At 72.8% G+C, this 23,829-nt stretch carries 20 protein-coding genes and 2 tRNA genes; 6 read left to right on the forward strand and 16 right to left on the reverse strand.

Going from position 1 to position 23,829, the window contains the following annotated elements:
* Positions 1–215: 215 nt before the first annotated feature.
* The 4 genes from purL to AOK09_RS39985 form a co-directional block, all read right to left on the reverse strand.
* On the reverse strand, positions 216–2,480 hold the full coding sequence (gene purL, locus AOK09_RS07350; RefSeq protein WP_055586307.1) for a phosphoribosylformylglycinamidine synthase subunit PurL: 2,265 nt from the start codon (positions 2,478–2,480) through the stop codon (positions 216–218).
* Complete coding sequence (gene purQ / locus AOK09_RS07355) at positions 2,480–3,157, reverse strand: phosphoribosylformylglycinamidine synthase subunit PurQ (RefSeq protein WP_055586308.1); 678 nt, start codon at positions 3,155–3,157, stop codon at positions 2,480–2,482. Before purQ ends, purL begins: the two co-directional genes overlap by 1 nt.
* Complete coding sequence (gene purS, locus AOK09_RS07360; RefSeq protein ID WP_055586309.1) at positions 3,154–3,408, reverse strand: phosphoribosylformylglycinamidine synthase subunit PurS; 255 nt, start codon at positions 3,406–3,408, stop codon at positions 3,154–3,156. Before purS ends, purQ begins: the two co-directional genes overlap by 4 nt.
* A gap of 104 nt (positions 3,409–3,512) precedes the next feature.
* Positions 3,513–3,710 (reverse strand): hypothetical protein, encoded by a 198-nt coding sequence (locus AOK09_RS39985; RefSeq protein ID WP_157875820.1) that lies wholly within the window; start codon positions 3,708–3,710, stop codon positions 3,513–3,515.
* Between the two features lie 215 nt (positions 3,711–3,925).
* Between AOK09_RS39985 and AOK09_RS07365 the strand changes: the two genes are divergently transcribed.
* The 4 genes from AOK09_RS07365 (at position 3,926) to AOK09_RS07380 (ending at position 5,939) form a co-directional block, all read left to right on the forward strand.
* Complete coding sequence (locus tag AOK09_RS07365; protein WP_055586310.1) at positions 3,926–4,243, forward strand: histone-like nucleoid-structuring protein Lsr2; 318 nt, start codon at positions 3,926–3,928, stop codon at positions 4,241–4,243.
* Between the two features lie 144 nt (positions 4,244–4,387).
* Positions 4,388–4,460 (forward strand) — tRNA-Gly (locus tag AOK09_RS07370).
* A gap of 55 nt (positions 4,461–4,515) precedes the next feature.
* A tRNA-Gly gene (locus tag AOK09_RS07375) sits at positions 4,516–4,591 on the forward strand.
* A 73-nt stretch (positions 4,592–4,664) separates the two neighbouring features.
* A complete protein-coding gene (locus tag AOK09_RS07380; protein WP_055586311.1) occupies positions 4,665–5,939 on the forward strand; it encodes an MFS transporter in 1,275 nt (424 codons plus the stop codon).
* Positions 5,940–5,963: 24 nt separating this feature from the next.
* Here the strand turns inward: AOK09_RS07380 and AOK09_RS07385 are convergent, their stop codons facing one another.
* From AOK09_RS07385 to purD, 5 genes are all read right to left on the reverse strand, one after another.
* The gene (locus AOK09_RS07385) at positions 5,964–6,881 is read right to left on the reverse strand and encodes a phosphoribosylaminoimidazolesuccinocarboxamide synthase (RefSeq protein ID WP_055586312.1); all 918 of its coding nucleotides are present in this window, start codon (positions 6,879–6,881) and stop codon (positions 5,964–5,966) included.
* A 42-nt stretch (positions 6,882–6,923) separates the two neighbouring features.
* Positions 6,924–8,546 carry an efflux RND transporter periplasmic adaptor subunit gene (locus AOK09_RS07390; protein WP_055586313.1) on the reverse strand — a complete coding sequence of 541 codons (1,623 nt, stop codon included), beginning with the start codon at positions 8,544–8,546 and terminating at the stop codon, positions 6,924–6,926.
* Between the two features lie 150 nt (positions 8,547–8,696).
* Positions 8,697–10,250, reverse strand: a complete 1,554-nt coding sequence (locus AOK09_RS07395; RefSeq protein ID WP_055586314.1) for a N,N-dimethylformamidase beta subunit family domain-containing protein — start codon at positions 10,248–10,250, stop codon at positions 8,697–8,699.
* A gap of 181 nt (positions 10,251–10,431) precedes the next feature.
* A complete protein-coding gene (locus AOK09_RS07400) occupies positions 10,432–12,117 on the reverse strand; it encodes a hypothetical protein (protein WP_055586325.1) in 1,686 nt (561 codons plus the stop codon).
* Positions 12,118–12,824: 707 nt separating this feature from the next.
* Complete coding sequence (purD, locus tag AOK09_RS07405) at positions 12,825–14,084, reverse strand: phosphoribosylamine--glycine ligase (protein ID WP_055586315.1); 1,260 nt, start codon at positions 14,082–14,084, stop codon at positions 12,825–12,827.
* Between the two features lie 288 nt (positions 14,085–14,372).
* Here purD and AOK09_RS07410 point away from each other — a divergent pair, with 288 nt between their 5' ends.
* A complete protein-coding gene (locus AOK09_RS07410) occupies positions 14,373–15,158 on the forward strand; it encodes an SLATT domain-containing protein (RefSeq protein WP_055586316.1) in 786 nt (261 codons plus the stop codon).
* 145 nt (positions 15,159–15,303) lie between these two features.
* Here the strand turns inward: AOK09_RS07410 and AOK09_RS07415 are convergent, their stop codons facing one another.
* The 5 genes from AOK09_RS07415 to AOK09_RS07435 form a co-directional block, all read right to left on the reverse strand.
* Complete coding sequence (locus AOK09_RS07415; protein ID WP_055586317.1) at positions 15,304–15,951, reverse strand: hypothetical protein; 648 nt, start codon at positions 15,949–15,951, stop codon at positions 15,304–15,306.
* A gap of 97 nt (positions 15,952–16,048) precedes the next feature.
* The gene (locus AOK09_RS07420) at positions 16,049–16,804 is read right to left on the reverse strand and encodes a GntR family transcriptional regulator (RefSeq protein WP_063795871.1); all 756 of its coding nucleotides are present in this window, start codon (positions 16,802–16,804) and stop codon (positions 16,049–16,051) included.
* Positions 16,805–16,894: 90 nt separating this feature from the next.
* Positions 16,895–18,250, reverse strand: a complete 1,356-nt coding sequence (locus AOK09_RS07425; RefSeq protein WP_055586318.1) for an aspartate aminotransferase family protein — start codon at positions 18,248–18,250, stop codon at positions 16,895–16,897.
* Between the two features lie 78 nt (positions 18,251–18,328).
* Entirely contained in the window at positions 18,329–18,925 is a 597-nt protein-coding gene (locus AOK09_RS07430) for a GNAT family N-acetyltransferase (RefSeq protein ID WP_055586319.1), read from the reverse strand.
* 87 nt (positions 18,926–19,012) lie between these two features.
* Positions 19,013–20,296 carry an adenylosuccinate synthase gene (locus AOK09_RS07435; protein WP_055586320.1) on the reverse strand — a complete coding sequence of 428 codons (1,284 nt, stop codon included), beginning with the start codon at positions 20,294–20,296 and terminating at the stop codon, positions 19,013–19,015.
* 134 nt (positions 20,297–20,430) lie between these two features.
* Here AOK09_RS07435 and AOK09_RS07440 point away from each other — a divergent pair, with 134 nt between their 5' ends.
* Positions 20,431–21,516, forward strand: a complete 1,086-nt coding sequence (locus tag AOK09_RS07440; RefSeq protein WP_055586321.1) for a diacylglycerol kinase family protein — start codon at positions 20,431–20,433, stop codon at positions 21,514–21,516.
* A gap of 60 nt (positions 21,517–21,576) precedes the next feature.
* Here the strand turns inward: AOK09_RS07440 and AOK09_RS07445 are convergent, their stop codons facing one another.
* Both AOK09_RS07445 and AOK09_RS07450 read right to left on the reverse strand, forming a co-directional pair.
* Positions 21,577–22,821, reverse strand: coding sequence for a cytochrome P450 (locus AOK09_RS07445; protein WP_055586322.1), 1,245 nt, complete (start codon positions 22,819–22,821; stop codon positions 21,577–21,579).
* Complete coding sequence (locus AOK09_RS07450; RefSeq protein WP_055586323.1) at positions 22,814–23,659, reverse strand: tryptophan 2,3-dioxygenase; 846 nt, start codon at positions 23,657–23,659, stop codon at positions 22,814–22,816. Before AOK09_RS07450 ends, AOK09_RS07445 begins: the two co-directional genes overlap by 8 nt.
* Between the last annotated feature and the right edge of the window lie 170 nt (positions 23,660–23,829).

The following is a 23,829-nucleotide window of genomic DNA, read 5'->3' on the forward strand; positions in this document are numbered from 1 at the left end:
CGCCGAGCCTAGCCAGCAGGACCTGGGCGTACGCACGATCCGCGGCGGCGGCTGCCGTGCGGGACGGGCACCGAGCAGCCGCTGGGGTGCCCTGCCGCGGACCCGGAGTGCGCAGCGCCGGTGAGGCGGGGGCAGGCGGCACAGTGCCCCCGGACGGCGAACCGCCCGGGGGCACTCGATGGCGGCGGATCCCGGTGCCGCCGGACCGGGAGGACTCAGCCCAGCAGCGCCGGGAAGGTCTCCAGGTGGGCGGTGCGCAGCTCGTCGAGCGCCACGGAGAAGTGGCCCTGGATCTCGATCGAGTCCCCGTCCACCACACCGATGCGGGCGGCGGGCAGGCCCCGGGCGCCGCACATGTCGGTGAAACGCAGTTCCTCACTGCGCGGCACCGCGACGATCGCCCGGCCGGCCGACTCCGAGAAGAGCAGCACAAAGGGGTCGGTTCCCTGCGGCACCACGATGCGGGCGCCGCGACCACCCTTGAGGCAGCTCTCCACCAGGGCCTGCGCCAGACCGCCGTCGGAGAGGTCGTGGGCCGCGTCGATCATGCCGTCACGGGAGGCCGCGATCAGGATCTCGCCCAGCAGCCGCTCGCGCTCCAGGTCCACCTTGGGCGGCAGGCCGCCCAGGTGGTCGTGGGCGACCTGGGCCCAGGCGGAGCCGCCGAGCTCGTCCTCGGTGTCACCGAGGAGGTAGATCAGCTGCCCCTCCTCGGCGAAGGCCATCGGCGTACGCCGGTTGACGTCGTCGATGACGCCGAGCACACCCACCACCGGGGTGGGGTGGATGGCGGTCTCGCCGGTCTGGTTGTAAAGGGAGACATTGCCACCGGTGACCGGGGTGCCCAGCACCTGGCAGGCGTCGGCCAGGCCACGGCAGGCCTCGGCGAACTGCCACATGACGGCGGGGTCCTCGGGCGAGCCGAAGTTGAGGCAGTCGGTGACGGCCAGCGGCTTGGCGCCCGTGGCGGCGACATTGCGGTAGGCCTCGGCCAGTGCCAGCTGGGCACCGGTGTACGGGTCCAGCTTGGCGTAGCGGCCGTTGCCGTCGGTGGCGATCGCGACGCCGAGGTTGGTCTCCTCGTCGATGCGGATCATGCCGGAGTCCTCGGGCTGGGCAAGCACCGTGTTGCCGAGCACATAGCGGTCGTACTGCGAGGTGACCCAGGACTTGTCGGCCTGGTTGGGGTGCGCGGCCAGCGTGAGCAGCGCGGCCTTCAGCTCGTCACCGCTGACCGGGCGCTTGAGGCGCTCGGCGGTGGGGGCGTCGGCCTGGAGCTCGTCCTGCCAGTCGGGGCGGGCGTAGGGGCGCTGATAGGTCGGGCCCTCGTGCGCGACGGTGCGCGGCGGTACGTCCACCACCTGCTCGCCGTGCCAGAAGATCTCCAGCCGCTCGCCGTCGGTGACCTCGCCGATCACGGTGGCGATGACATCCCACTTCTCGCAGATCTCCAGGAAGCGGGCGACCTTGCCGGGCTCGACGATGGCGCACATGCGCTCCTGCGACTCGCTCATGAGGATCTCCTCGGGCGAGAGCGTCGCATCACGCAGCGGCACCCGGTCCAGCTCGACCCGCATACCGCCGGAGCCGGCCGAGGCCAGCTCGCTGGTGGCGCAGGAGAGGCCGGCGCCGCCGAGGTCCTGGATGCCGACGACCAGCTTCTCGGCGAAGACCTCAAGGGTGCACTCGATGAGCAGCTTCTCCTGGAAGGGGTCGCCGACCTGCACCGCGGGGCGCTTGGCCGGGCCGCTGTCGGAGAAGGTCTCGGAGGCGAGCACGGAGACGCCGCCGATGCCGTCGCCGCCGGTGCGGGCACCGTAGAGGATGACCTGGTTGCCGGCGCCGGAGGCCTTGGCGAGGTGAATGTCCTCGTGCTTCATCACGCCCACGCAGAGGGCGTTGACCAGCGGGTTGCCCTGGTAGCAGGGGTCGAAGACGATCTCGCCGCCGATGTTGGGCAGGCCCAGGCAGTTGCCGTAGCCGCCGATGCCGGCGACCACACCGGGCAGCACCCGCTTGGTGTCCGGGTGGTCGGCGGCGCCGAACCGCAGCGGGTCCATCACCGCGACCGGGCGGGCTCCCATGGCCAGGATGTCGCGGACGATGCCGCCGATGCCGGTGGCGGCACCCTGGTAGGGCTCGATGTAGGAGGGGTGGTTGTGCGACTCCACCTTGAAGGTGACCGCGTAGCCCTGGCCGACGTCGACGACGCCGGCGTTCTCACCGATGCCCACCAGCATGGCGTCGGAGGCCGGGGCCTTCTCGCCGAACTGCTTGAGGTGGACCTTGCTGGACTTGTAGGAGCAGTGCTCGGACCACATGACGGAGTACATCGCCAGCTCGGCGCCGGTGGGGCGGCGGCCGAGGATGTCCCGGATGCGCTGGTACTCGTCCTGCTTGAGGCCCAGCTCGGCCCACGGCTGCTCTGCGTCGGGGGTCTCGGCGGCGTGCGAGACGGTGTCGAGGTGCTTCTGCGACATCAGGCGTTGACCAGCTTCCTCAGGATCGAGGTGAAGAACCCGAGACCCTCGGTGCCGGGGCCGGTGAGCGGTTCCACGGCGTGCTCGGGGTGCGGCATCAGGCCGACCACATTGCCGGCCGCGTTGCTGATGCCGGCGATGTCGCGGTACGACCCGTTGGGGTTGACGTCCAGGTAGCGGGCCACGACCCGGCCCTCGGCCTCCAGGGCGTCCAGGGTGTGCTCGTCCGCGACGAAACGGCCCTCGCCGTTCTTCAGCGGGACGGTGATCTCCTGGTCCTGGGCGTAGTCGGAGGTCCAGGCGGTGCCGGCGTTCTCGATGCGCAGCTTCTGGTCGCGGCAGACGAAGTGCAGGCTGTCGTTGCGGGTGAGCGCACCGGGCAGCAGATGCGACTCGCAGAGCACCTGGAAGCCGTTGCAGATGCCGAGCACCGGCATCCCGTCCCTGGCCTGCGCGATGACGGTGTCCATCACCGGAGAGAAGCGCGAGATGGCTCCGCAGCGCAGGTAGTCGCCGTAGGAGAAGCCGCCGGGCAGCACGACCGCGTCCACCTGGTGGATGTCCTTGTCGCGGTGCCAGAGGGCGACCGGCTCGGCGCCGGCCAGGCGGACCGCGCGCTGGGCGTCGCGGTCGTCGAGGGAACCGGGAAAAGTGACGACGCCGACGCGGACGGTCACTTTGCCTCCTCCTCGACTCGCACGGTGAAGTCCTCGATCACGGTGTTGGCGAGGAAGGTCTCGGCTGCTTCCCGGATACGGGCCAGGGTGGCCTCGTCTGCCGGGCCGTCCAGCTCGAGTTCGAAGCGCTTTCCCTGACGGACGTCGGAGATCCCGGCAAATCCCAGACGCGGCAGTGCACGCTGCACCGCCTGGCCCTGGGGGTCGAGGATCTCCGGCTTGAGCATGACGTCGACGACGACGCGTGCCACTGGCACTCCCGATGTTGGTGCGTGTGGGCGGGAACCCCAGAATAACCGGCCTTTCGGGCCTCCCGACGGCCCGGGACGCTGCGACGCGCGTAGACCACCGCCCCTTACCCGTCGGCGCGCGCCACCCGCCGAGCGCTGGCGCATCCCACGAAATTCACCTCTTTCGCCGGTTTCAGCCCCACCGCCGCCCGATCGGTGAAGGCGATCTGGAACGCCGTCATTACCGGCACTCCGGGCAGATCGGCCGCCGTATCGACCAGCGGTATCGGCCGCCGGTATCGGACCGGTATCCGATGGGTCACGGAACCGGCCCGGATAATCCGTCAGCAAAAAGTGAAGGCTTCAATTCTCCCGTGGTTTTGGTGCAGAATAAGGACACCGGTTGCGGCAGGTGGTTCACACCCTGCGGATCGTCGCACCCTTCCGACGGGCCGCGCGGCAATCGGTGCACACCGGGTCGCTCGGCGCCCTCCCGGGCCGCCGTCGGCGGCCGCATTGCCCGAGAGGATTGACACCCATGGCACAGCGTGTAGTGGTCACGCTCTCCGACGACCTGGATGGCGGTGCGGCGGAGGAAACCGTCCACTTCGGCATCGACGGCAAGTCGTACGAGATCGACCTGTCGACCGACAACGCCGAGAAGCTTCGGGAGGTCCTCGCGCCCTATGTGACGGCCGGCCGCAGGCAGAGCCGTTCCGGCAAGTCGTTCCGGCGCACCGCGCTCGCGCCGGACCCCGCTGCGGTGCGCGCCTGGGCCCAGTCGCACGGAATGGACCTGCCGGCGCGCGGCCGGATCCCCAAGCACGTGTACGAGAAGTTCGCCGAGGCGAGCTGAGCCGCTGGCCCGTTCGGGCGTCACGACCGGCCCCGTGCCGGTCGTGGCGCCGGGGGTCGCGGCGACCACCCCGTTGGATGGGGTAGAGTACTTCTCGTCGCCACGGCCCGACAGGGTGGTGGAGGCAGGCACCAGAGGTGCCAGGCGGACGTGGCTCAGTTGGTAGAGCATCACCTTGCCAAGGTGAGGGTCGCGAGTTCGAATCTCGTCGTCCGCTCTGAGCAGGACAAATGCATCACCCCTCTCACCAGGGGTGATACCATAAAGATCATGCGGACGTGGCTCAGTTGGTAGAGCATCACCTTGCCAAGGTGAGGGTCGCGAGTTCGAATCTCGTCGTCCGCTCCAGGTATGGAGGCCCACTCGAAAGAGTGGGCCTCCGTCGTTTTCATGTACGTGTCAGCCGGGCAGAACACCCTGCATGACGCCGAGCAGGCTGCTTGACCAGGCCCGGGGGCTCACCAGGGACCAGCGCAACGCCTTTGTCGCCGCCTATCTCGGGTGGGCGATGGACGCCTTCGACTACTTCCTCGTGGTGCTCGTCTACAGCGAGATCGCGGACGAGTTCCAGGTGTCCCTCACCGACATGGCCTTCCTCACCACCGCCACCCTGGCCATGCGCCCGGTCGGCGCCTTCCTCTTCGGCCTCTGGGCCGACCGCCGGGGACGCCGCATCCCCCTGATGGCCGACGTCCTCTTCTACTCCCTGGTCGGTTTCGCCTGCGCCTTCGCCCCCGACTACACGGTGCTGCTGGTGCTGCGGCTGCTCTACGGCATCGGCATGGGCGGCGAATGGGGCCTGGGCGCCGCCCTCGCCATGGAGAAGATCCCCCCGGAGAAGCGCGGCTTCTGGTCCGGGGTCCTCCAGGGCGGCTACTCCCTGGGTTATCTGCTCGCCGCCGTCGCCTTCCTGGTGATCGAGCCGGTCTTCGGCTGGCGCGGACTCTTCGCCTTCAGCCTGCTGCCCGCCCTGGTGGCCCTCTGGGTGCGCAGCCGGGTCGCCGAGAGCGAGGTCTGGAGCAACGCCGTACGCCGGGGCCGCACCCCCGCCCGCCAGGTGTTCCGCAACCCCGCGGTGCTGCGCCGGTTCTGCTACCTGGTGGCCCTGATGACCGCCTTCAACTGGATGTCCCACGGCACCCAGGACGTCTACCCCACCTTCCTCAAGAAAGGTCTGGGCTTCTCCCCGCACACGGCGATCGCGGTGGCCGTCGTCTACAACATCGGCGCCATGATCGGCGGCATGCTGCTGGGCGCCTGGTCGGAGCGGCTGGGCCGGCGGCGCACCATCATGCTGGCAGCCGGCCTCGGGCTCCCCGTGGTGCCGTTCTTCGCCCTCTCCACCACCCTGGGCCTGCTGATGGCCAGTTCGTTCCTGATGCAGCTCTGTGTGCAGGGCGCCTGGGGCGTGATCCCGGCCCACCTCAACGAGCTGAGCCCGGATGCGATCCGCGGCTTCTACCCGGGCGTCACCTATCAGCTGGGCAATCTGATCGCCGCTCTGAACCTGCCCGTCCAGGAGGCGTTGGCGGCGGACCACGGCTACCCCGCCGCCATCATGGTGACGGTGCTGCCCACCCTGGTGGTGGTGATCCTGCTGACCGCGGTCGGCAGGGAGGCCAAGGGCGTCCGGTTCGGTGCCGTGGACACCGCGACGGCCCCGCGGGCCGCCGCAGCGGGTCCCGCGGAGCCGTGAGCCCCGGCATCGGCATCGGCAGGGTCAGGACCAGGGGGTCCCGGTGAGCCGCTCGTACGCCTCGATGTACTTGCCCCGGCTGCGCTCGACGATCTCGTCCGGCAGCGGCGGCGGGGGCAGCTCACCCGTGCGGTCCCAGCCGGACGCCGGGGAGGAGAGCCAGTCGCGGATGAACTGCTTGTCGAAGGACTCCTGCGGGCGGCCGGGCTGCCAGCTGTCGGCCGGCCAGAAACGGGAGGAGTCGGGGGTCAGCACCTCGTCGGCGATGACCAGCCGCGGGTTCTCCTTGTCGGCCTCCGGGTCCAGGCCGAACTCGAACTTGGTGTCCGCCAGGATGATCCCCCGCGACCGCGCGACATCCCTGGCCCGGCTGTAGACGGCCAGCGTGGTCTGCCGCAGCTGGGCGGCCGTCTCGGCGCCGATCCGCCGGGCGACCTCCTCGTAGGAGACGTTCTCGTCGTGCTCGCCGACCTCCGCCTTGGTCGCCGGGGTGAAGATCGGCGCGGGCAGCTCCGAGCCGTCCACCAGTCCCTCGGGCAGCGCGAGTCCGCAGACGGTGCGGTCCCGGTCGTACTCGGCCAGACCGGATCCGGTGAGGTAGCCGCGGGCCACGCACTCCACCGGGAGCATCTCCAGGCTGCGGCAGACCAGGGTGCGGCCCGCCCAGTCCGCCGGGGCGCCCTCCGGGACGTCGGTGGAGATGACATGGTTGGGCACCAGGTCGGCCAGCAGGTCGAACCACCAGAGCGAGAGCCGGGTGAGGATCCGGCCCTTGTCGGGGATCTCGTTGGGGAGCACCCAGTCGTAGGCGGACGTCCGGTCGCTGGCGACCATCACCAGGTCTCCGGCGGCGTTCCGGTAGAGGTCGCGCACCTTCCCGGTGTGGATGTGGTCCAGTCCGGGCACCTGCACCGGATCGGGCTTCACGACGAATCCGCTCAACGGTCCTGTCCTTGTGGTCGGGGGGCTGCCACCGCGAGTCTTTCACGCGCCATGGCCGGCGGCCCGAGCCGGTCGGCTGCGGACCGTCCCGGGAGTGACGGGAGGGGCGGCCGGACGGGCCGCCGGCACCGGGCCTGAGTCCGCCGGGGACGGCAGGCTGCCGTTCCCTCCGGACCCGCGGCTGCCGTCGATCACCACCTGGTCGCCCTCCCTCACGGCGTCGTCGTCCAGCGGCCGGATCTCGGTCCAGCCGCCGCCCGCCGCGCCGGTGAGCACCTCCGTACGGTGACGGGCGCCGCCCCGGTAGACCACGACTGCGGTGCCGCCGTCCCGGCCGGTGCTGAGCGCGGCGGTGGGCACGGCCAGCACCCGGCCCCGTGACGGCTGGGTCTGGACGGTCACCAGGACGGCCCGTGCCGTCAGTCCCGGGTCCAGCTCGTGGTCGGGGCGGACCACCATGGGGTAGCCGGAGCCGCCGGCCGTCACCGTGCCCCCGGGCGCAGCGTCACCGGAGGCGGTGGCGCCGGCCGCCGTACCCACCGGCTGTACCGCCGAGGGGGCGTCCGCGACCGAGGCCACCGTGCCGCTGGTGCTGACCCGCCCGGTCTCCGAGACGATCCGCACCGTCTGGCCGGGCTGCACCAGACCGCGCGCATAGCCGGGCAGCCCGCTGCGGATCACCAGCCCGTCTCCCGAGACGGTCATCGCGCTGCGGGTCACCACGGCTCCCACCGATGCCGCCACCGAGTCCACCGTGGCCGGGAAACCCCTCAGATAGAGCACCTCGGCGACGGGCAGCATCGGCCCGTCCGCGGTCCTCGCCGCCGCCAGCCGCCTGCGGGCGGCGGTCAGGTCGTCGCCGCTGCGGGCCACCTGCCGCCGCGCCGCCTGCACCGCCTGCTCCGCGGCGGCCCGCTCCAGCTTCGAGCCGGAACCCCCGTCCGCCGCCGCCTTCGCCGCCGCGACCCGGGCCCGGGCGGCCTGCAGCGTCTCGCGGTCGTCCTGCCATGCCCGGCGGGCCGACGCCACCGCGTCCTCGGCCGCTTCCCGCAGCATGGCGCCGTCCGGCTGGGCGGGCAGCGGGGTGTACCCGCGAGAGCTGTAGAGAGCGGCCAGTGCGGCGGCCGTTCCGGCGCCGAAGGTGGCGTCCTTGTCGCCGCCGGTCGCGAAGCCCAGGCCGCGCAGCGCCTTCTGCAACTGGCTGACGTCCCTGCCGTGGGCGCCGGGCTTGAGGTCGCGGTACGCCGGCAGGCCACCCGGCAGGGCGAACACCGGGCGGCCGGAGATCTCCACCAGCACCCGGCCGGCGGCGACCAGTTCACCGGCGCGCACCGGCAGGCCGGTCACCACGGCCCGTACGGTGTCGCTGCGGTCCTGGGTGAGCGGTGTCACCTGCACGGTCTGACCGGCCGCCACCATGCCGGGGGCGGTCACCGAACCGTCCAGCGCCCGGCGCTCCACCCTGGCCGTCAGCACCGTGGGGCCCGGGTCGCTGATGGTGAGCCAGGCCGCCACCGCGCCGCTTGCCAGCAGCAGTGTGCCGATCAGCAGTCCGGCTGCCAGCTGGTGCTCCGACGCCCATCGCCACCGCCGCGGCCCCCCGGGGTCGCCCCCGTCCCGGGCGCCGCTGCCGGGCACCGCCATCTGCTGGCCACCGCCGGACATCTCCGGTCCCTCTCCGTCCGCGAGCACCTGCCGTGGGCCGCCAGGAAATCCGGCGAACGTGACACCGGGCCCACAGTAGGACAAATACCATCACGGCTTGGGGCCGTCGGCATCCACGCCGCAGGACGCACCTGGACGGCCCCGGTCGGATCAGACCCGTTTGCAGATACGGTCCAGCAGATTGGCCGTGGCCCGCTGGATGCGCTCGTCGGTGTGGCCCGGGCGGTCCAGCGCCGGCGACCAGGCGAAGGTGCCGGAGGCGAAGACCCAGGCCCCGCTGGGCGCACGGTAGAGGGACGTCTCGTGGTGGCGGCGGACCCCGGCGGCGTCCCGGTAGGGGGAGTGCGCCAACAGGATCCGCTCGGTGCTGTCGGGGAGCGCGACCCTCGGGAAGTAGTGGTCGGCCTCCCCCGCCACCAGGCCGGGCACCTGCTCCTCCTCACGCAGACCGGTGCCCTCCCAGAGCCAGTGGTCGGCGTTGCGGACTACCAGCGGCACCGGCTCGGGCACCCGGCCCGCGTACTGGATCCCCAGCAGGTGCTGCTCCGGCTCCCCCGCGTCCCGCCAGAGCGCCGTACGGGCCCCGGCCGGGCCCTGGAACGGCACTCCCGGACCGGGACGGCGGCGTTTGCGGCAGCTGACCAGCCGGTCGGGCTCGCCGGCCGGCGAGGGGGCCAGCTCCACCCGCCAGTACATGGTGTTGGCGGAGAGGAAGACCAGTGAGGTGCCGGCGGCCCTGGCCCGCTCGGCCAACCGGCGCATCGGCGCCGACCAGTACTCGTCATGACCGGGGAAGATCAGCGCCCGGTAGCGGGTCGGGTCCACGGCCCCGGCGTGCAGGTCGGTGGCGGTGGCATAGGCGAGGTCGTAGCCGTACCGCTCGGCCCAGCGGACGAAGTCGTAGGCGTGCCCCACGTGCAGGGGCAGCCCGGCACCCGCGTAGGGGCGGTCGAAGGAGACGGTCACCGCGGCCTCCGGCTCGCCGAGCAGCCGGCCGGTCTCGTCCCAGGCGTGGTAGAGGCTGGCACCGGTGCGGCCGTCCTCGGGGAAGAGGTTGTAGGCCTGCCAGGTGACGTCCGGGAGGAGCAGCAGCAGATCGGCCGGACGGTCGTCGCGCACCGTGAAGGGGATGTGGCTGCGGTGGCGGTTGTCCACGGTGGTGAGGACCGCGACATACGCACCCGGCTGCCAGTGCGCGGGGATGTGCAGCCGCCAGGAGAGCCACCAGTGGTGGCAGGAGACGGTGCGGCCGGCCACCAGCGGGGGCGGCTGGCGCAGCCCGGACACCCCGGGGCCGGCGGTCATGTGGTGGGCGCCCGCGCCGCCGTAGTGGCCGATCCGGTAGACGTCCACGGTGAACTCCCGGGGCGGGTCCACGCTCACCCGGAGGTCCACCGCGCCGCCGGGGCGCACCACGCCGGCGGAGGCGAAACCTTTGATCTGGCAGTCGACGTCGTCGGAGTTGCGCGGGGCGCCGACCGAACCGGATCCGTCCGGCGCCCGCCGGGCCCCGGGCAGCAGCTGCTGTCCGGGGGCGCCCAGATCGACGTACCACGGCACCACGGTTCCGGTGGCGTCCGGTCCGGTGCCCTCGACATAGGTGTCGGCTCCGCGGAGCCACGGCAGCGGGCCCTGCCCGAAGGGGTCGGTCACCCCGTGTGCGAGTGCTCCCGACTCCCAGCGGCGGATCTGATCGGTCCCCACTCGTCCCTCCTGGCCCCGGCGCGGACGTGTGCGAGTGCGGCGGCCATCCGGCCACCCGCGCCCGGCGTGCGTCTAGCACATCACATCAAGCCACCGTTTCGTCACCCCGCGTACTGACGAATATGACGCTTGCACGTGCCTTTTGGGCGAGGGGGCCGGGGAGACCCTCCGCCCGCCCCGTTCAGGGCAGTCTGACGGGCTTCTCCAGCCGTACGCCGACGGCCTCCAGCCAGTCCCGCAGCGGCCCGTCGTCGCCGTGCTCCACGGCGCCCGCGACCACGGTGGAGAGGCCGCTGCGGCGGACCCCGTCGACCAGCAGCGCGGGGCCGTCGAGCCAGTCCAGGCCGGGTGCGGCGCCTGCGGTGTCCACGGCGGCGCAGCAGACCATCGCACTGAGATGGTCCACCAGCAGATCCCGCCCGGTGCGCGGCGGCGCCAACCGGACGACCGGGGCGGCGTCCTCCGCGTCCCCGTCCGCCGCACGGGCGTCCGCGCCGCCGGAGGGCCCGGCCCGGTCGTCCTCCGCGCGGTCCTCCCCGGCCCAGTCGTCGAGGACCGCCGCGAGCCGGTCGCCGTCCCCCGCCCGCAGCCGCTCCAGGACCCGGGCGACGGTGGGGCCGTCGTGGCCGCGGCCCGGAAGCGTCCGGCGCCCGGGGCCCTCGGGGCGGAGACGGTCCACGGCGGCGTACAGCGCGGCGGCCTGGGTGCGCCAGATGCGGTCCACCACGGCGCCCGCGTACTCCTCCCAGCCGACCCGGCGCCAGCCCCGGCCGCCGCTCGCGGCGTCACCGGGAAGGCCGTGGAAGACCCGGGCGGCGAGCAGCGAGGTGGCCTCGTCCACCGCCCCCGGCTCCTCCAGCAGATCGCAGGCGGGCCGGTCGCCGAGCCGCTGCTCGAAGCCCTCGGCCAGCCGGTCCCGGCGGGAGAGCTCGGTGAGCGCGGAGACCACCCCGGCGTTGAGGTGGGCGGGGAGACGGCGGATCCGCCAGGCCGGCAGTGCCACCCGGGTGAGCAGCCGGTCCCAGCCCGCGTAGACCAGGCCGACCTGCTCCTGGGCCGCGATGCGCAACCCGTGGTCCACGGTCTGCGCCTGCTGCGAGGCCCAGCCGGCGACGGCCCGCTCCAGTTCGGCGGCATGGCCGCGGCAGGCGCCCAGCAGGGCGCGGGTGATGCGGTCGAGCACCGCCAGGGCGGGGCGGCGCAGCCACCGCCCGGCGGGCGTCGAGGCGGTCCGGCCGCGGTGCACCGCGGCCCCGGCGGCGTCCAGGCCGCGGACGAAGCGCCGGGCGGCGGCGATCTCGGGATCCGCGGAGGCGGCCGTCCCGGCCACCACGGGGGCCAGCAGGGCGCGCAGCTCGCAGACCCGCATCCACCAGAGGAAGGGCGAGCCCACCACCAGGACCGGCGCGGGCGGCTCCGGCCGGCGGCCCGGCAGACGCCCCGGCCGGGGGCTGCCGCGGGGAGGTTCGGCGTCCTCCAGCCAGCTGTCGCAGTCGGGCGTGAGCGCGACCGCGGACGGCGCCGGGACCTCCATCCGGGCGGCGAGGTCGCGGATCAGCCGGTAGAGCTCGGGGGCGTCCTGCTCCCCGACCGTGACCGCCGGGGTGCGCAGCGGCCTGGCGCGGGCGAAGACCACGGCCACGGCTCCGGCGACCAGCAGGCAGAGGGCGGCCACCGCGCAGACGGCCCAGCGGGCCGCGTCCCAGGCTGCGGCGTCGGGGGAGCCGGGGGCGCCGATCCGGCCGGTGGTCCGCCCGGCCAGCAGGACGACGGCGACGGCCGCGGGGAGTGCGGCGGCCGCCACGGCCAGGCCGCGTATCCGCAGTACCGCATGGGCACGTGCACGTGCCCCGTCGACACCTGCCACCTTCCGCCACACCCCCTGCCGCCGCGCTGTCCTGCCGCCGGTTGCTCCGGCGGAGGCCCGCGGCCCGGTCCGAAGAGTTCAAAAGTTCAAGAGTTCGCAGTTCCCGATGACACCTGGTACGTGGAACGGTGGGGAAGCGCCGTCGCCCGAGCGCCGGCCGGGCGCTCTCCGCGGTGCCTCCGTCACATCTGACGTCTGTGCTCGGGCCGCCGTTCCGGCATCCGTCTCCTTCCCCCGAAAGAGGCGGGTGTTCCCGAACCGCAGCATCCCCCCGTGCGATCCCCGCCACCCGACGGGGCTTCCTCCCGGGCAGCGACCCGCAGCGCGGTTCTGGGCACCATAAGGCCGCCACCGGTCCCCCGTCAGCCGGATGCCCCTCGCATCACCCGAAGGACTGTGCGGGCGGCTCCGTTCGCCGTCGGACGCACCCGGGAGCGTCCGACCGGAAAACAGAGCGGGGCCGTGAGCCCAGTGAGGTGAGGGCCTGGGCCCTGCACGTCACCGGGCCCACGGCCCCGGGTGTCTCGGCTGTGCGGCGCTCCCGGCCGCCGCCCGGTGAGGGCGGGCTGGCCTCGGCTCCCGGCCCCGGCGTCCGCACGCACGCCGGGCACGCCCCGTACGGGGGACGTACTCGGGCGGCGGCCCCCGGCGTGCGGGGACGGCGCGAACCTGGTGCCGCGGGCCGGCGGGAGGGCCGGGCGCGGAGGCTAGGACCGGTCGGGTCCTGCGGCCTTCAGCGCGATGTCGCTGCGGTGGTGCGAACCGGCCAGCGCGATCCTGCCGACCGCGTCGTACGCCCGGTCGCGCGCCTCGGCGATGTCCTGCCCGACGCCGGTGACGGAGAGCACCCGGCCGCCTGCCGACAGCACCTCGCCGGCGGCGCCGAGCCGGGTCCCGGCGTGCAGCACATAGGTGGAGCCGTCCTCGGCCTCCGCCTCCGCGAGGCCCTCGATGGGGTCGCCGGACCGCGGCGCCGCCGGGTAGCCCTCGGCGGCGATCACCACGGTGACCGCGGCGCCGTCGCTCCACCGCAGCGGGGCGAGCTCGCCGAGCCTGCCGGTGGCGGCCGCGTACAGCACTCCGGCCAGCGGGGTCTTCAGGCGGCCCAGGACCACCTGGGTCTCCGGGTCCCCGAAGCGGGCGTTGAACTCGATCACCCGCACGCCGCGCGAGGTGATCGCCAGCCCGGCGTAGAGCAGTCCGGAGAACGGGGTGCCCCGGCGGTGCAGCTCGTCCACGGTGGGCTGGAGGACCGCCTCCAGCGTCTCCTCCACCAGCTTGGGGTCGGCCCAGGGCAGCGGCGAGTAGGCGCCCATGCCGCCGGTGTTGGGGCCCTCGTCGCCGTCGTAGGCGCGCTTGAAGTCCTGGGCGGGCTGCAGCGGGACCACGGTGGTCCCGTCGGTGATCGCGAAGAGCGAGACCTCGGGGCCGTCCAGGAACTCCTCGATCACCACGCGCTCGCAGGACGCCGCGTGGGCCAGGGCGGCCTCCCGGTCGTCGGTGACGACCACGCCCTTGCCGGCGGCCAGGCCGTCGTCCTTGACCACGTAGGGGGCGCCGAAGGCGTCCAGCGCCGCGGCGGCCTCCTCCGCGGTGGTGCAGACGTAGGAGCGGGCGGTGGGCACACCGGCCGCGGCCATGACGTCCTTGGCGAAGGCCTTGGACCCCTCCAGCTGGGCGGCCTCGCCGGACGGGCCGAAGACCGGGATGGCCCGGGCGCGCACGGCGTCCGCGACTCCGGCCACCAGCGGCGCCTCCGGGCCGACGACCACCAGGTCGACGCCGAGCGAGGAGGCCAGGTCGGCCACCGCGTGGCCGTCCAGCTGGTCGACCGGGTGCAGCCGGGCCACCTGCGCGATGCCGGCGTTGCCGGGGGCGCAGTGCAGCTCGGTGACGTCGGGGTCGAGGGACAGGGAGCGGCACAGGGCGTGTTCGCGGGCGCCGCCGCCGATGACAAGGACCTTCACGCCTGGCAAGGGTAGTGCCTGGCCGGTCGTGGGCCGCGCCGGCGCCGGGTCGCCCCGCCCGGGAAGTTGGCGATTTGTCGATTGCGTCATATTTCGCCACCACGGGACACCCACTCTCCCGGGTGAAATCCTCATCACCTCGCAACTGCTCCCACCTCGGTGTCCGGGGTCGCGCGGCAAAACGGATCATGACGGAAGAGTCCCCACGATCAGCCATTTGGCGGTAAGAAGTCCTCTTGGAGAGCTGCCGGCACCCGGCCGGTACGGCCCGCACAGGGAGTCCCACAGGTGAGCCAGCCGGAAATGCAGCCCGAGGAGAACCCCTGGGGCAAGGAACCAGGCGAGGAGGACCAGTCCATGGCGACCACCGCCGCGGACATGGCGCAACCCCGCCGCACCGATCTGAGCGCGCGTCAGTTCCCTCTGGGGGACTGGGGCGAGCCGGCGGAGCGGCTGGAGGAGCTGTACCGCTGGTCCGAGGAGCGCGCCGTCGAGGCCATCGACTGGTATCTGCGCGACCGGGCCTGGAAGCGCCGCTCCGCCCGTGCGCTGCGGATCCTCGCCGCGCTGCTGACGGTGGGCGGCGGGGTCCTGCCCCTGGTCGACCTGACCGGGAGCTGGACCGGCGCCTCCCGCTGGGGCTATCTGCTGCTGGTCCTGGCCGGCGCCTCCCTCGCCGCCGACCGGGTCTTCGGCCTCACCTCCGGCTGGATGCGCGACATCAGCACCGCGCAGGCGATGCAGCGCCGGCTGGAGGCGTTCCAGTTCGACTGGGCGTCGGAGTGCGTACGGGAGGTGCTCGGCCCCACGGAGGGCACCGCCGGGGAGGCCGCGGAGCGCTGCCTGGGCGTGCTGCGGCGGTTCTGCGAGGACCTCTCGGACCTGGTCCGCAGTGAGACCGCCGAATGGATGATGGAGTTCCGCGCGACCATGACCCAGCTGCCCACCCAGGCGCCCGGCGTCTGGGGCGGCCGCAGCGAGGGCGGCGCCGGTGCCCAGGTCAGGGTGCTGCCGTCGCCGGGCAGCCGGCCCACCATGCCCCGCCAGCGCCCGCCGGAGGGGCCGCTGCGCTGAGTCCGCGAGGGGCCGGGGGCCGGGGAGCGGCGGTGGCCGCTCCCCGGCCACCGACGCGTGTACGGGGCCCGGCGGTCCCTTTGCGGGCGCCGGCGGGTACGCGTCCTCGGAGGACGGCGGCGGACCCGCCGCACGGCTGTACCGGTCAGGCGAAGACGATCATCGAGCCCTGACCCAGGCTGCGGATCGCCGCCGCATGCAGCCCCGCCCAGGCGTGGCGCTCCCTGGCGTACGGGCCGAGGTCGTCCAGGGGCGGGCTGAACGGCTGCTCCAGCTCGGTGGGGCCCAGCGGCTTGGTGGGCCGGGGTGGGGCGGCCGGGTCGATGCCCAGCACCGGTGCCACCGCCTCCAGTTCGCGCAGCAGGCCGTGCGCCGACCCCAGCGGGCCGCCAGCGTCCAGCAGCGCATCGTCCACCAGCGGTGTCTGGAAGTCCACCGGCACATAGGCCCCGGCGTGGTCGAAGTGCCACACCAGGTGCGACTGCTCCGCGGTGGACTCGAACATCTCCAGCAGCTGCTCGTAGTCACTGCCCAGCGCGTCCACCGGCGTCACATCGAACCCGGTGAGCTGCAGCAGATAGGCGCGGCGCAGAAAGTGCAGCGAGTCGTAGTCGAAGGCGGCCACCGGCTCCACGTCCCCGCTCAGCCCCGGCATGTAGCGGTAGACCGGGACCTCGGGCAGTCCGTGCGAGAGCAGTGCGGCGTTGTAGACGTCGAGATCGTCCCGGAAGGGGTTCTCCGGAGCATGGCAGAGCACATCCACGAGCGGAACGAGCCAGATGTCGCAGGCCACGGGCACTCCTGTGCGCTTGCTGGCGCGGGGGTCGGGGGGTGGGCGCGGTCGCGTGCGGGTGGCGCTCCGTAGCGCGTCCCGGCACGGAACGCTCACCCTACCGGCCGGGCGCGGCGTCGTCGCCGGGCATCGGCTCGCCGAGCAGCATCAGCAGCCGGGCCGCCTCGTCGAGCCGGTTGCCGCTCACCCGGGCCATCATCGCCACCAGCGACCGGTTGTAGTCCAGCACCGCCCGGTGGGCCCCCGTGCGGTCCCGCCGGGCGATCCGTTCGACCAGGTCGAGGTGGCCGTCCCAGCACAGGCCGGACAGGTCGGAGCGGCCGCGCAGATGGGGCGCCACGAACATCCAGGACTGCACCCGCAGCCAGTCCAGGTAGTCGGCGATCCGCGGATTGCCCAGCAGCCCGCAGGCCTCGTTCCAGAAGCGGCGGTCGCAGCCGACCAGAACGTCCAGCTGTCCGGCCCGCGCCGCCCGGCTCGCCGCCTCGGCACGGCGCTGCACCGTCGGCAGCCGCGCCCAGTCGACGCCGTTGGGACGGCGACCGAGGTGCCGGAAGACGTTGTCCATCAGCAGGGTGCGGGCCTCGACGATGTCGATGAAGTCCTGCCAGGTCAGGGTGGGGACGGTGAATCCCCGGTGGTGCTCCATCCGCAGCAGGCCCTGCGCGGTGAGATCGACCAGTGCCTCACGTGCGGGGGTCGCCGAGACTCCGTAGAGGTCGGCGATCTCCTTGACCGTGAAGTGCGTGCCGGCCTGGAGCCGGCCGGCCATCATCTCCTCACGCAGGGCGTTGGCGACCTGCTCCCGGAGGCTGCTGCGCCGCACTGCGGTGTGTCCGCTCGGTGCGGGCATGTGGGCACTCCTCCTCGACGGCCTGCCTGCCCTACACCGTACGCGACGGGCAGGACAGGGTGCCGTGGGGTTTCGAGGAGGACGGCCGGGTCAGCCGGTGTGCGCGTCCGCGACGTTGAGCGCCTCGTCCAGGATCGCGAGACCCTCCTTGGCCTCGGCCTCGGAGACGGTGCACGGCGGCACCACGTGCAGCCGGTTCATGTTGACGAAGGGCCAGAGGCCGCGCTGCTTGCAGGCGGCGGCGAGTTCCGCCATCGGCTGGTTGGCCGGACCGGCGGCGTTGTACGGGACCAGCGGCTCCCTGGTCTCCCGGTCGCGGACCAGTTCCAGGGCCCAGAAGACGCCCATCCCGCGGACCTCGCCGATGACCGGGTGGCGCTCGGCCAGTTCCCGCAGGCCGGGGCCCAGCACCCGCTCGCCGATCTCGCGGGCGTGCTCCACGATCCCCTCCTCCCGCATGGCGTTGATGGTGGCGACGGCGGAGGCGCAGGCCAGCGGGTGGCCGGAGTAGGTGAGGCCGCCCGGGTAGGGGCGCTCGGCGAAGGTCGCGGCGATCCGCTCGGAGATGGCGACGCCACCCAGCGGCACATAGCCGGAGTTGACGCCCTTGGCGAAGGTGAGCAGGTCGGGGGTGACGTCCCAGTGGTCGGCCGCGAACCACTTGCCGGTGCGGCCGAACCCCGCCATCACCTCGTCCAGGACGAAGACGATGCCGTGGCGGTCGCAGATCTCCCGGACCCCGGCCAGGTACCCGGCCGGCGGGACCAGGATGCCCGCGGTGCCCACCACCGTCTCCAGGACGATCGCGGCCACCGTCTGCGGACCCTCGAAGGCGATCACCTGCTCCAGGTGGGCCAGCGCCCGCTCGCACTCCTGGGCCTCACTGTCCGCGTGGAAGCTGGAGCGGTAGGCGTAGGGGCCCCAGAAGTGCACCACGCCGGAGGTGCCGGTCTCGTTGGGCCAGCGCCGGGGGTCTCCGGTGAGGGCGATCGCGTTGGCGGTGGCGCCGTGGTAGGAGCGGTAGGTGGCGAGGACCTTCTGCCGTCCGGTGTGCAGCCGGGCCATCCGGACCGCGTTCTCGTTGGCCTCGGCGCCGCCGTTGGTGAAGAAGATCTTGTCCAGGTCCCCCGGGGTCAGCTCGGCGATCAGCCGGGCCGCCTCGCTGCGCACGTCGATGGCGAAGGCGGGGGCGAAGGTGCAGAGCCTCGCCGCCTGCTGCTGGATGGCGGCGACGACCTTGGGGTGCTGGTGGCCGATGTTGGTGTTGACCAGCTGGGAGGAGAAGTCCAGGTACCTCCGCCCGTCGTAGTCCCAGAAGTACGAGCCCTCCGCACCGGCCACGGCGAGGGGGTCGATCAGGCCCTGCGCGGACCACGAGTGGAAGACGTGTGCGCGGTCCGCGGCCTTGACGGCCTGCCCGGCGGTGGGATCGGCAGCGATGCTCATGCTGCTCACCCTAGGAAGCGCGGGGGCCCGGCGGCAGCTGCACCCTGTCTGCGACTGGGCCCCCAGGACGACACCCTGTCAGCCGGTCACGGCCAGCCGCTCGGCGAGGCGGGTCCTGGCGGCGGGCCACTCGTCGGCGAGCATCGAGTAGTAGACGCTGTCCCGCCAGCTGCCGTCGTTGTGGCGGCGGTGCCGGCGGAGCACGCCCTCGCGGACGGCGCCCAGGCGGGCGATGGCCCGCTGGGAGCGCTCATTGCGGTGGTGGGTCTTCCACTGCACCCGTCCGAAACCGAGGTCCTCGAAGGCATGGGTGAGCAGCAGCAGTTTGCACTCGGTGTTGACGGCGGTGCCCCAGTGGGTGCGGCCGTACCAGGTCCAGCCGATCTCCAGCCGCTCGTCCTGCTCGCTGATGTCGAGGTAGGTGGTCCAGCCGATCGCGCGCCCGTCGGCGAGGCCGATCACCACGAAGGCGACATGGGAGCCGTCGTCGAGCACCTTGCGGGCGAGATCCCGCAGGTCGGACTGGGTCCTGGGGGTCTCCACGGAGATCCAGCGCCACACCTCGTCGTCCGCTCCGCCGGCGGCGAAGAGGTCGGGGACATGGTCCAGGGTGAGCGGCTCCAGGCGGACGTACCGGCCGTGCAGGACGGTGGGCACCGGTGTCGTGGCGGGCATACCGAGGGACCCTAGCCCTGCTTTGAACTAGAGGCAACAGAGTTATGTTCTAGTTCAAAGAGGCCAGGGTCCCCGGCGGTGTCCTGCTCAGAGGAAGGAGTTGATCTCGATGGTCTCGGTGCGGCCCGGACCCACGCCCACGGCGGAGATCGGGGCTCCGGACATCTCCTCCAGCGCCTTCACATAGGCCTGCGCGTTCTTCGGCAGGTCCGAGAAGGTCTTCGCCTTGGTGATGTCCTCCGACCAGCCCGGCAGCATCTCGTAGACCGGCTTGGCGTGGTGGAAGTCCGACTGGTTGTAGGGCAGTTCCTCGACGCGGCGCCCGTCGATCTCATAGGCCACGCAGACCGGGATCTGCTCCCAGCCGGTGAGCACGTCCAGCTTGGTGAGGAAGAAGTCGGTGAGGCCGTTGACCCGGGTCGCATAGCGCGCGATCACCGCGTCGAACCAGCCGCAGCGGCGGTCCCGGCCCGTGGTGACACCGCGCTCGCCGCCGATCCGGCGCAGCGCCTCGCCGTCCGCGTCGAACAGCTCGGTCGGGAACGGACCGGAGCCCACGCGGGTGGTGTAGGCCTTGAGGATGCCGATCACCCGGTCAATGCGGGTGGGGCCGATGCCCGAGCCGGTGCAGGCGCCACCGGAGGTCGGGTTGGACGAGGTGACGAAGGGGTACGTGCCGTGGTCCACGTCCAGCAGGGTGCCCTGGCCGCCCTCCAGCAGCACCACCTTGCCGGCGTCCAGCGCCTGGTTGAGGACCAGGGTGGTGTCGGCGAGGAAGGGCCGGATCTTCTCGGCGTAGCCGAGGTACTCCTGCACCACCAGGTCGGCCGGCATGGCGCGGCGGTTGTAGAGCTTGACCAGGATCTGGTTCTTGTCGTCGAGGGCCGCCTCCACCTTCTGCCGGAGGATGGACTCGTCGAAGAGGTCCTGGACCCGGATACCCACCCGGTTGATCTTGTCGGCGTAGGCCGGGCCGATACCGCGGCCGGTGGTGCCGATCCGTCGCTTGCCGAGGAACCGCTCCGAGACCTTGTCGAGGGTCCGGTGGTACGGCGTGATCAGATGGGCGTTGCCCGAGATCAGCAGCTTGGAGGTGTCGATGCCCCGCTCCTGCAGGCCCGACAGCTCGGAGAGCAGCACCCCGGGGTCGATGACCACACCGTTGCCGATGACCGGGGTGCAGTTGGGGCTGAGGATGCCGGAAGGGAGCAGGTGAAGCGCATACTTCTGATCACCGACGACCACTGTGTGACCGGCGTTGTTGCCACCCTGGTAGCGGACCACGTAGTCGACCGAACCGCCGAGGAGGTCGGTGGCCTTTCCCTTGCCCTCGTCACCCCACTGAGCGCCGACGAGCACGAGTGCGGGCACAGGCGTACACCCCTTCCGGGCGGGGCATCCTGGCGGCGGAAGGCCGCCGGATTCGGCCCCGAGATAGACGAAGCCCCTGGCGCAACAGCGCAAGGGGCTCTTGCACCGAGAGATTACCTGAGGAAGGACCGCTGGTGTCGTCCGAGCGCACGGCGGGACAGCCGCTGCTGGTTGTCATCGCCCCCACGGCCCGACGGGTGGACGGGGAGTCCGTACGGATCGCCAAGGACGTGCTGTGCGGTGGCGCCGCGGTCAAGGTGGCGGTGCCGGAGAACACCGCGGAACTCGACCGGGTGCTGTCCCACAGAGGCCGGAAACGACCGGTGGTGATCGGTGACGACCGGGCTCTGCAGCGGGTGGTGCAGACCCTGCACCGGCAGCGTGAACTGGCCGCCGACCCGGTGGGCCTGATACCTGTCGGCGGGACCGCCACAGTGGCCCTGGCCAGGGCTTTGGGCATTCCCACCGAGCCTGTGGCGGCAGCCCGCGCGGTGCTCGGCGGACATGAGCGGAGCATGGATCTGCTGGTGGACGACAGCGGCGGAGTGGTGCTCGGCGGGCTGTGCATTCCGGGGCGCGCACCGGCCCGCCTCGACCCGCACCACGGCTCCGCGCAGACCACCGCCCCGGGCGCCGGCGCGCGTACGGAAGCACACGGCCCGAACGGGGGCGCGCCCGCCGCCACCGCAGCGCACGGACCCGCCGCGGGCGCCGATACGACGCCGTGTTCGCCCTCAGCGAAATCCCCTGCATCCGAGCAGGGGACCCATCCCGGCTCGGGCTACCCAGCCGGCCCATGGTGGTCACTGCTGACCCCGGCCGGCCTCGGCCGTACCGCCCGCATCCTGGCCCGGGCCGTCCGACCCGGCGCCTCCGGCCTGGCCGACGCCTCCGGCCAGCGGCTCAGGGTGGAGGTCGACGGCACCCTGCTGGCCGACATCGACCACCCCGTCTGGCTGGTGGCGGCCCGGCTCACCACCCTCGACGGCACGGGCGCCGGCACCGGTGCGGCCGAGGACGCCGCCGAGGGTGCCGTGGAGGTCCTGGTCCGCCCCCCGTCGGCGGACGGCGACACCCTGCGGGTGAGGGCGCACACCCTCACCGTGGCCGGCCGCGGCTTCAGCTACGAGGCCGACAGCGAGCTCGCCGGGCCGGTCCGCACCCGCACCTGGACCGTCCGGCCCGCCGCCTGGCGCCTCACCGTCCCGGCGCGGCCCTGACCCGGCGCGGCCCATGACCCGACCGGCCCTGCCCCGGCCGGACCGCTGCGCCGGCCGGGGTCACACCTCGACCAGCAGCTCCGACAGACCCCGGATCACATAGCCCGGCTGCCACCCGGGCTCCGCCACCAACCGCAGCCCCGGCGCGGCCCGCAGCACCGCACCGAACGACTCCGCCAGCTCCAGCCGGGCCAACGGCGCACCCAGACAGAAGTGGATGCCCGCGCCGAAGGTGATGTGCGGGTTGTCGGTACGGGCCAGGTCCAACCGGTCCGGCTCGGCGAAACGGGCCGGATCCCGGTTGGCGGAGCCGAACAGCAGAGCCACCTCCGCGCCCCGCGGCACGGTCACCCCGGCGATCTCGATGTCGTCCAGCACCCAGCGCTCGAACATCTGCAACGGGGTGTCGTAGCGCAGCAGTTCCTCCACCGCCGTCGGCAGCAGCGCCTCGGGATCGGCCCGCAGCGCCGCCAGCTGGTCCGGGTTGCGCAGCAGTGCCCACCAGCCGTTGGCCGTGGTGTTCACCGTGGCCTCATGGCCGGCGTTGAGCAGCAGCACACAGGTGGAGACCATCTCCTGCTCACTGAGCCGGTCGCCCTCGTCATGGGCTGCGATCAGCGCGGAGACCAGGTCGTCACCCGGTGCCCTGCGGCGCTCCGCGATCAGCGCACGCAGATAGCCGGAGAACTCGATGCTGGCGCGGACCGCCCGGTCCGCCGCCTCCGGCGTGGGATTGAGCTCGAACATCCCCACGATGGCGGCCGACCAGGGCCTCAGCAGCGGCCGGTCGCCCTCGGGGATGCCCAGCATCTCCGCGATCACAGCCACCGGCAGCGGCTCGGCCACCCCCGCCACCAGATCGCCGCCGCCGTCCGCGACCAGCCCGCCGACCAGCCCGGTGGCGATCCTGCGGACCGCCGGGCGCAGCGACTCCACCATCCGCGGGGTGAAGGCCTTGGACACCAGCCGGCGGATCCGGGTGTGGTCGGGGGCCTCCAGGTCGAGCAGGCCATGGCCGTTGAGGGTGTGGAAGGGCTCGTGCTCGGGCGGCGGCGGGGTGCGGCCGAACTCCTCGTGGCTGAAGCGGTGCAGATAACTGCGGCCCAGCCGGCGGTCGCGCAGCAGCGCGCCGACGTCCGCGTGCCGGGAGACCAGCCACTGGTTGCTTGGTTCGTACCAGGCCACCGGCGCATGGTCGCGCAGCCGGGCGTAGACGTCGTAGGGGTGCGCCACAAACGCGGGTGACCAGGGGTCGAAGCCCAGCTCGGCCGGGGTGCGGTGCGCTCGCCGCGCCGGGTCAGACATGGCTGCGCGCCGTCCACAGCTCGGGGAAGACCGCGCGTGCCGCACGCTTCTCCAGCCAGGCCACCCCCGGTGACCCCCCGCTGCCGGCCCTGGACCCCATGGCCCGGCGGGTGGCCAGCAGATGGTCGCTCCGCCACCGCCACACCAGCTCGCCGATGTCGGTGAGCGCCTCGCCCAACGCCACCAGAGGGCTGTGCTGCGGCCCGGCGTAGATCTGCCGCCAGACCTCCTCCACCCCCGGGTGGGCCGTGTAGAGCTCCCTGACGTCCCGCTGCAGCACCTCCTGCGGCACGGGCAGTCCCTCCCGCCACAGATGCCCCAGCACCGCGTCGTACAGGCAGGGCTCGGCCAGGGCGGCCTCCAGTTCGGCGTGCACCCGGGGGTGGCCGCGGTGCGGCTGCAGCAGCGACGGTGACTTGTCCCCGAGCAGGAACTCCATCCGCCGGTAGACCGCGGACTGGAAGCCGGAGGCCTCACCGAGTGCACCGCGGTAGGCGTTGAACTGCACCGGGGTGAGGGCGGCGATCGGCTGCCAGGACTCGTTGAGCGCCCGGTGGGCGGCGATGCTGCGGTGCAGTGCGTCCATGGCGTCGTCGACGTCGCCCCGGCCGAGGGCGTCGCGGGCGGTACGCCACTCGTGGACGAGCAGGGCGAACCAGAGCTCCATCACCTGGGTGGTGACCAGGAACGCCATCTCCCCGGGGTCGTCCGAGAGCGGCTGCTGGAGGTGGGTGAGGACGTCGGCGTGCACATAGTCCTCGTACGGGGTCGTCCCGTCGAACTCCAGGGTGGGTGTGCCCTGCGGCGAGTCGGCGGCGACGGATCCGGGGTCGTTCATCGAGGTCTCCTCGTCCGCTCCCAAAACCGGCTGCGCTCCCCATCATGCGCCGCCTCACCCGGCAGGCAGCGCAGGGCCACCCCGCGCAGCCGGCTGACGGCCGGCCGACTTCAGCGGGGCCGGACGGTGCGCCGGACCGCACGGACCGCCGGGGCACGGGGGCACGGGGG

Origin of the sequence: Peterkaempfera griseoplana, from assembly GCF_001418575.1 — a bacterium.
Classification (GTDB): Bacteria; Actinomycetota; Actinomycetes; order Streptomycetales; family Streptomycetaceae; genus Peterkaempfera; species Peterkaempfera griseoplana.

What these genes read in the sequence shown, in the direction of transcription:
- purL (WP_055586307.1), bottom strand. Translation starts at nt 2,480, where the DNA reads ATGTCGCAGAAGCACCTCGACACCGTCTCGCACGCCGCCGAGACCCCC.
- AOK09_RS07365 (WP_055586310.1), top strand. Translation starts at nt 3,926, where the DNA reads ATGGCACAGCGTGTAGTGGTCACGCTCTCCGACGACCTGGATGGCGGT.
- AOK09_RS07380 (WP_055586311.1), top strand. Translation starts at nt 4,665, where the DNA reads ATGACGCCGAGCAGGCTGCTTGACCAGGCCCGGGGGCTCACCAGGGAC.
- AOK09_RS07390 (WP_055586313.1), bottom strand. Translation starts at nt 8,546, where the DNA reads ATGTCCGGCGGTGGCCAGCAGATGGCGGTGCCCGGCAGCGGCGCCCGG.
- AOK09_RS07420 (WP_063795871.1), bottom strand. Translation starts at nt 16,804, where the DNA reads ATGCCCGCACCGAGCGGACACACCGCAGTGCGGCGCAGCAGCCTCCGG.
- AOK09_RS07425 (WP_055586318.1), bottom strand. Translation starts at nt 18,250, where the DNA reads ATGAGCATCGCTGCCGATCCCACCGCCGGGCAGGCCGTCAAGGCCGCG.
- AOK09_RS07430 (WP_055586319.1), bottom strand. Translation starts at nt 18,925, where the DNA reads ATGCCCGCCACGACACCGGTGCCCACCGTCCTGCACGGCCGGTACGTC.
- AOK09_RS07445 (WP_055586322.1), bottom strand. Translation starts at nt 22,821, where the DNA reads ATGTCTGACCCGGCGCGGCGAGCGCACCGCACCCCGGCCGAGCTGGGC.
- AOK09_RS07450 (WP_055586323.1), bottom strand. Translation starts at nt 23,659, where the DNA reads ATGAACGACCCCGGATCCGTCGCCGCCGACTCGCCGCAGGGCACACCC.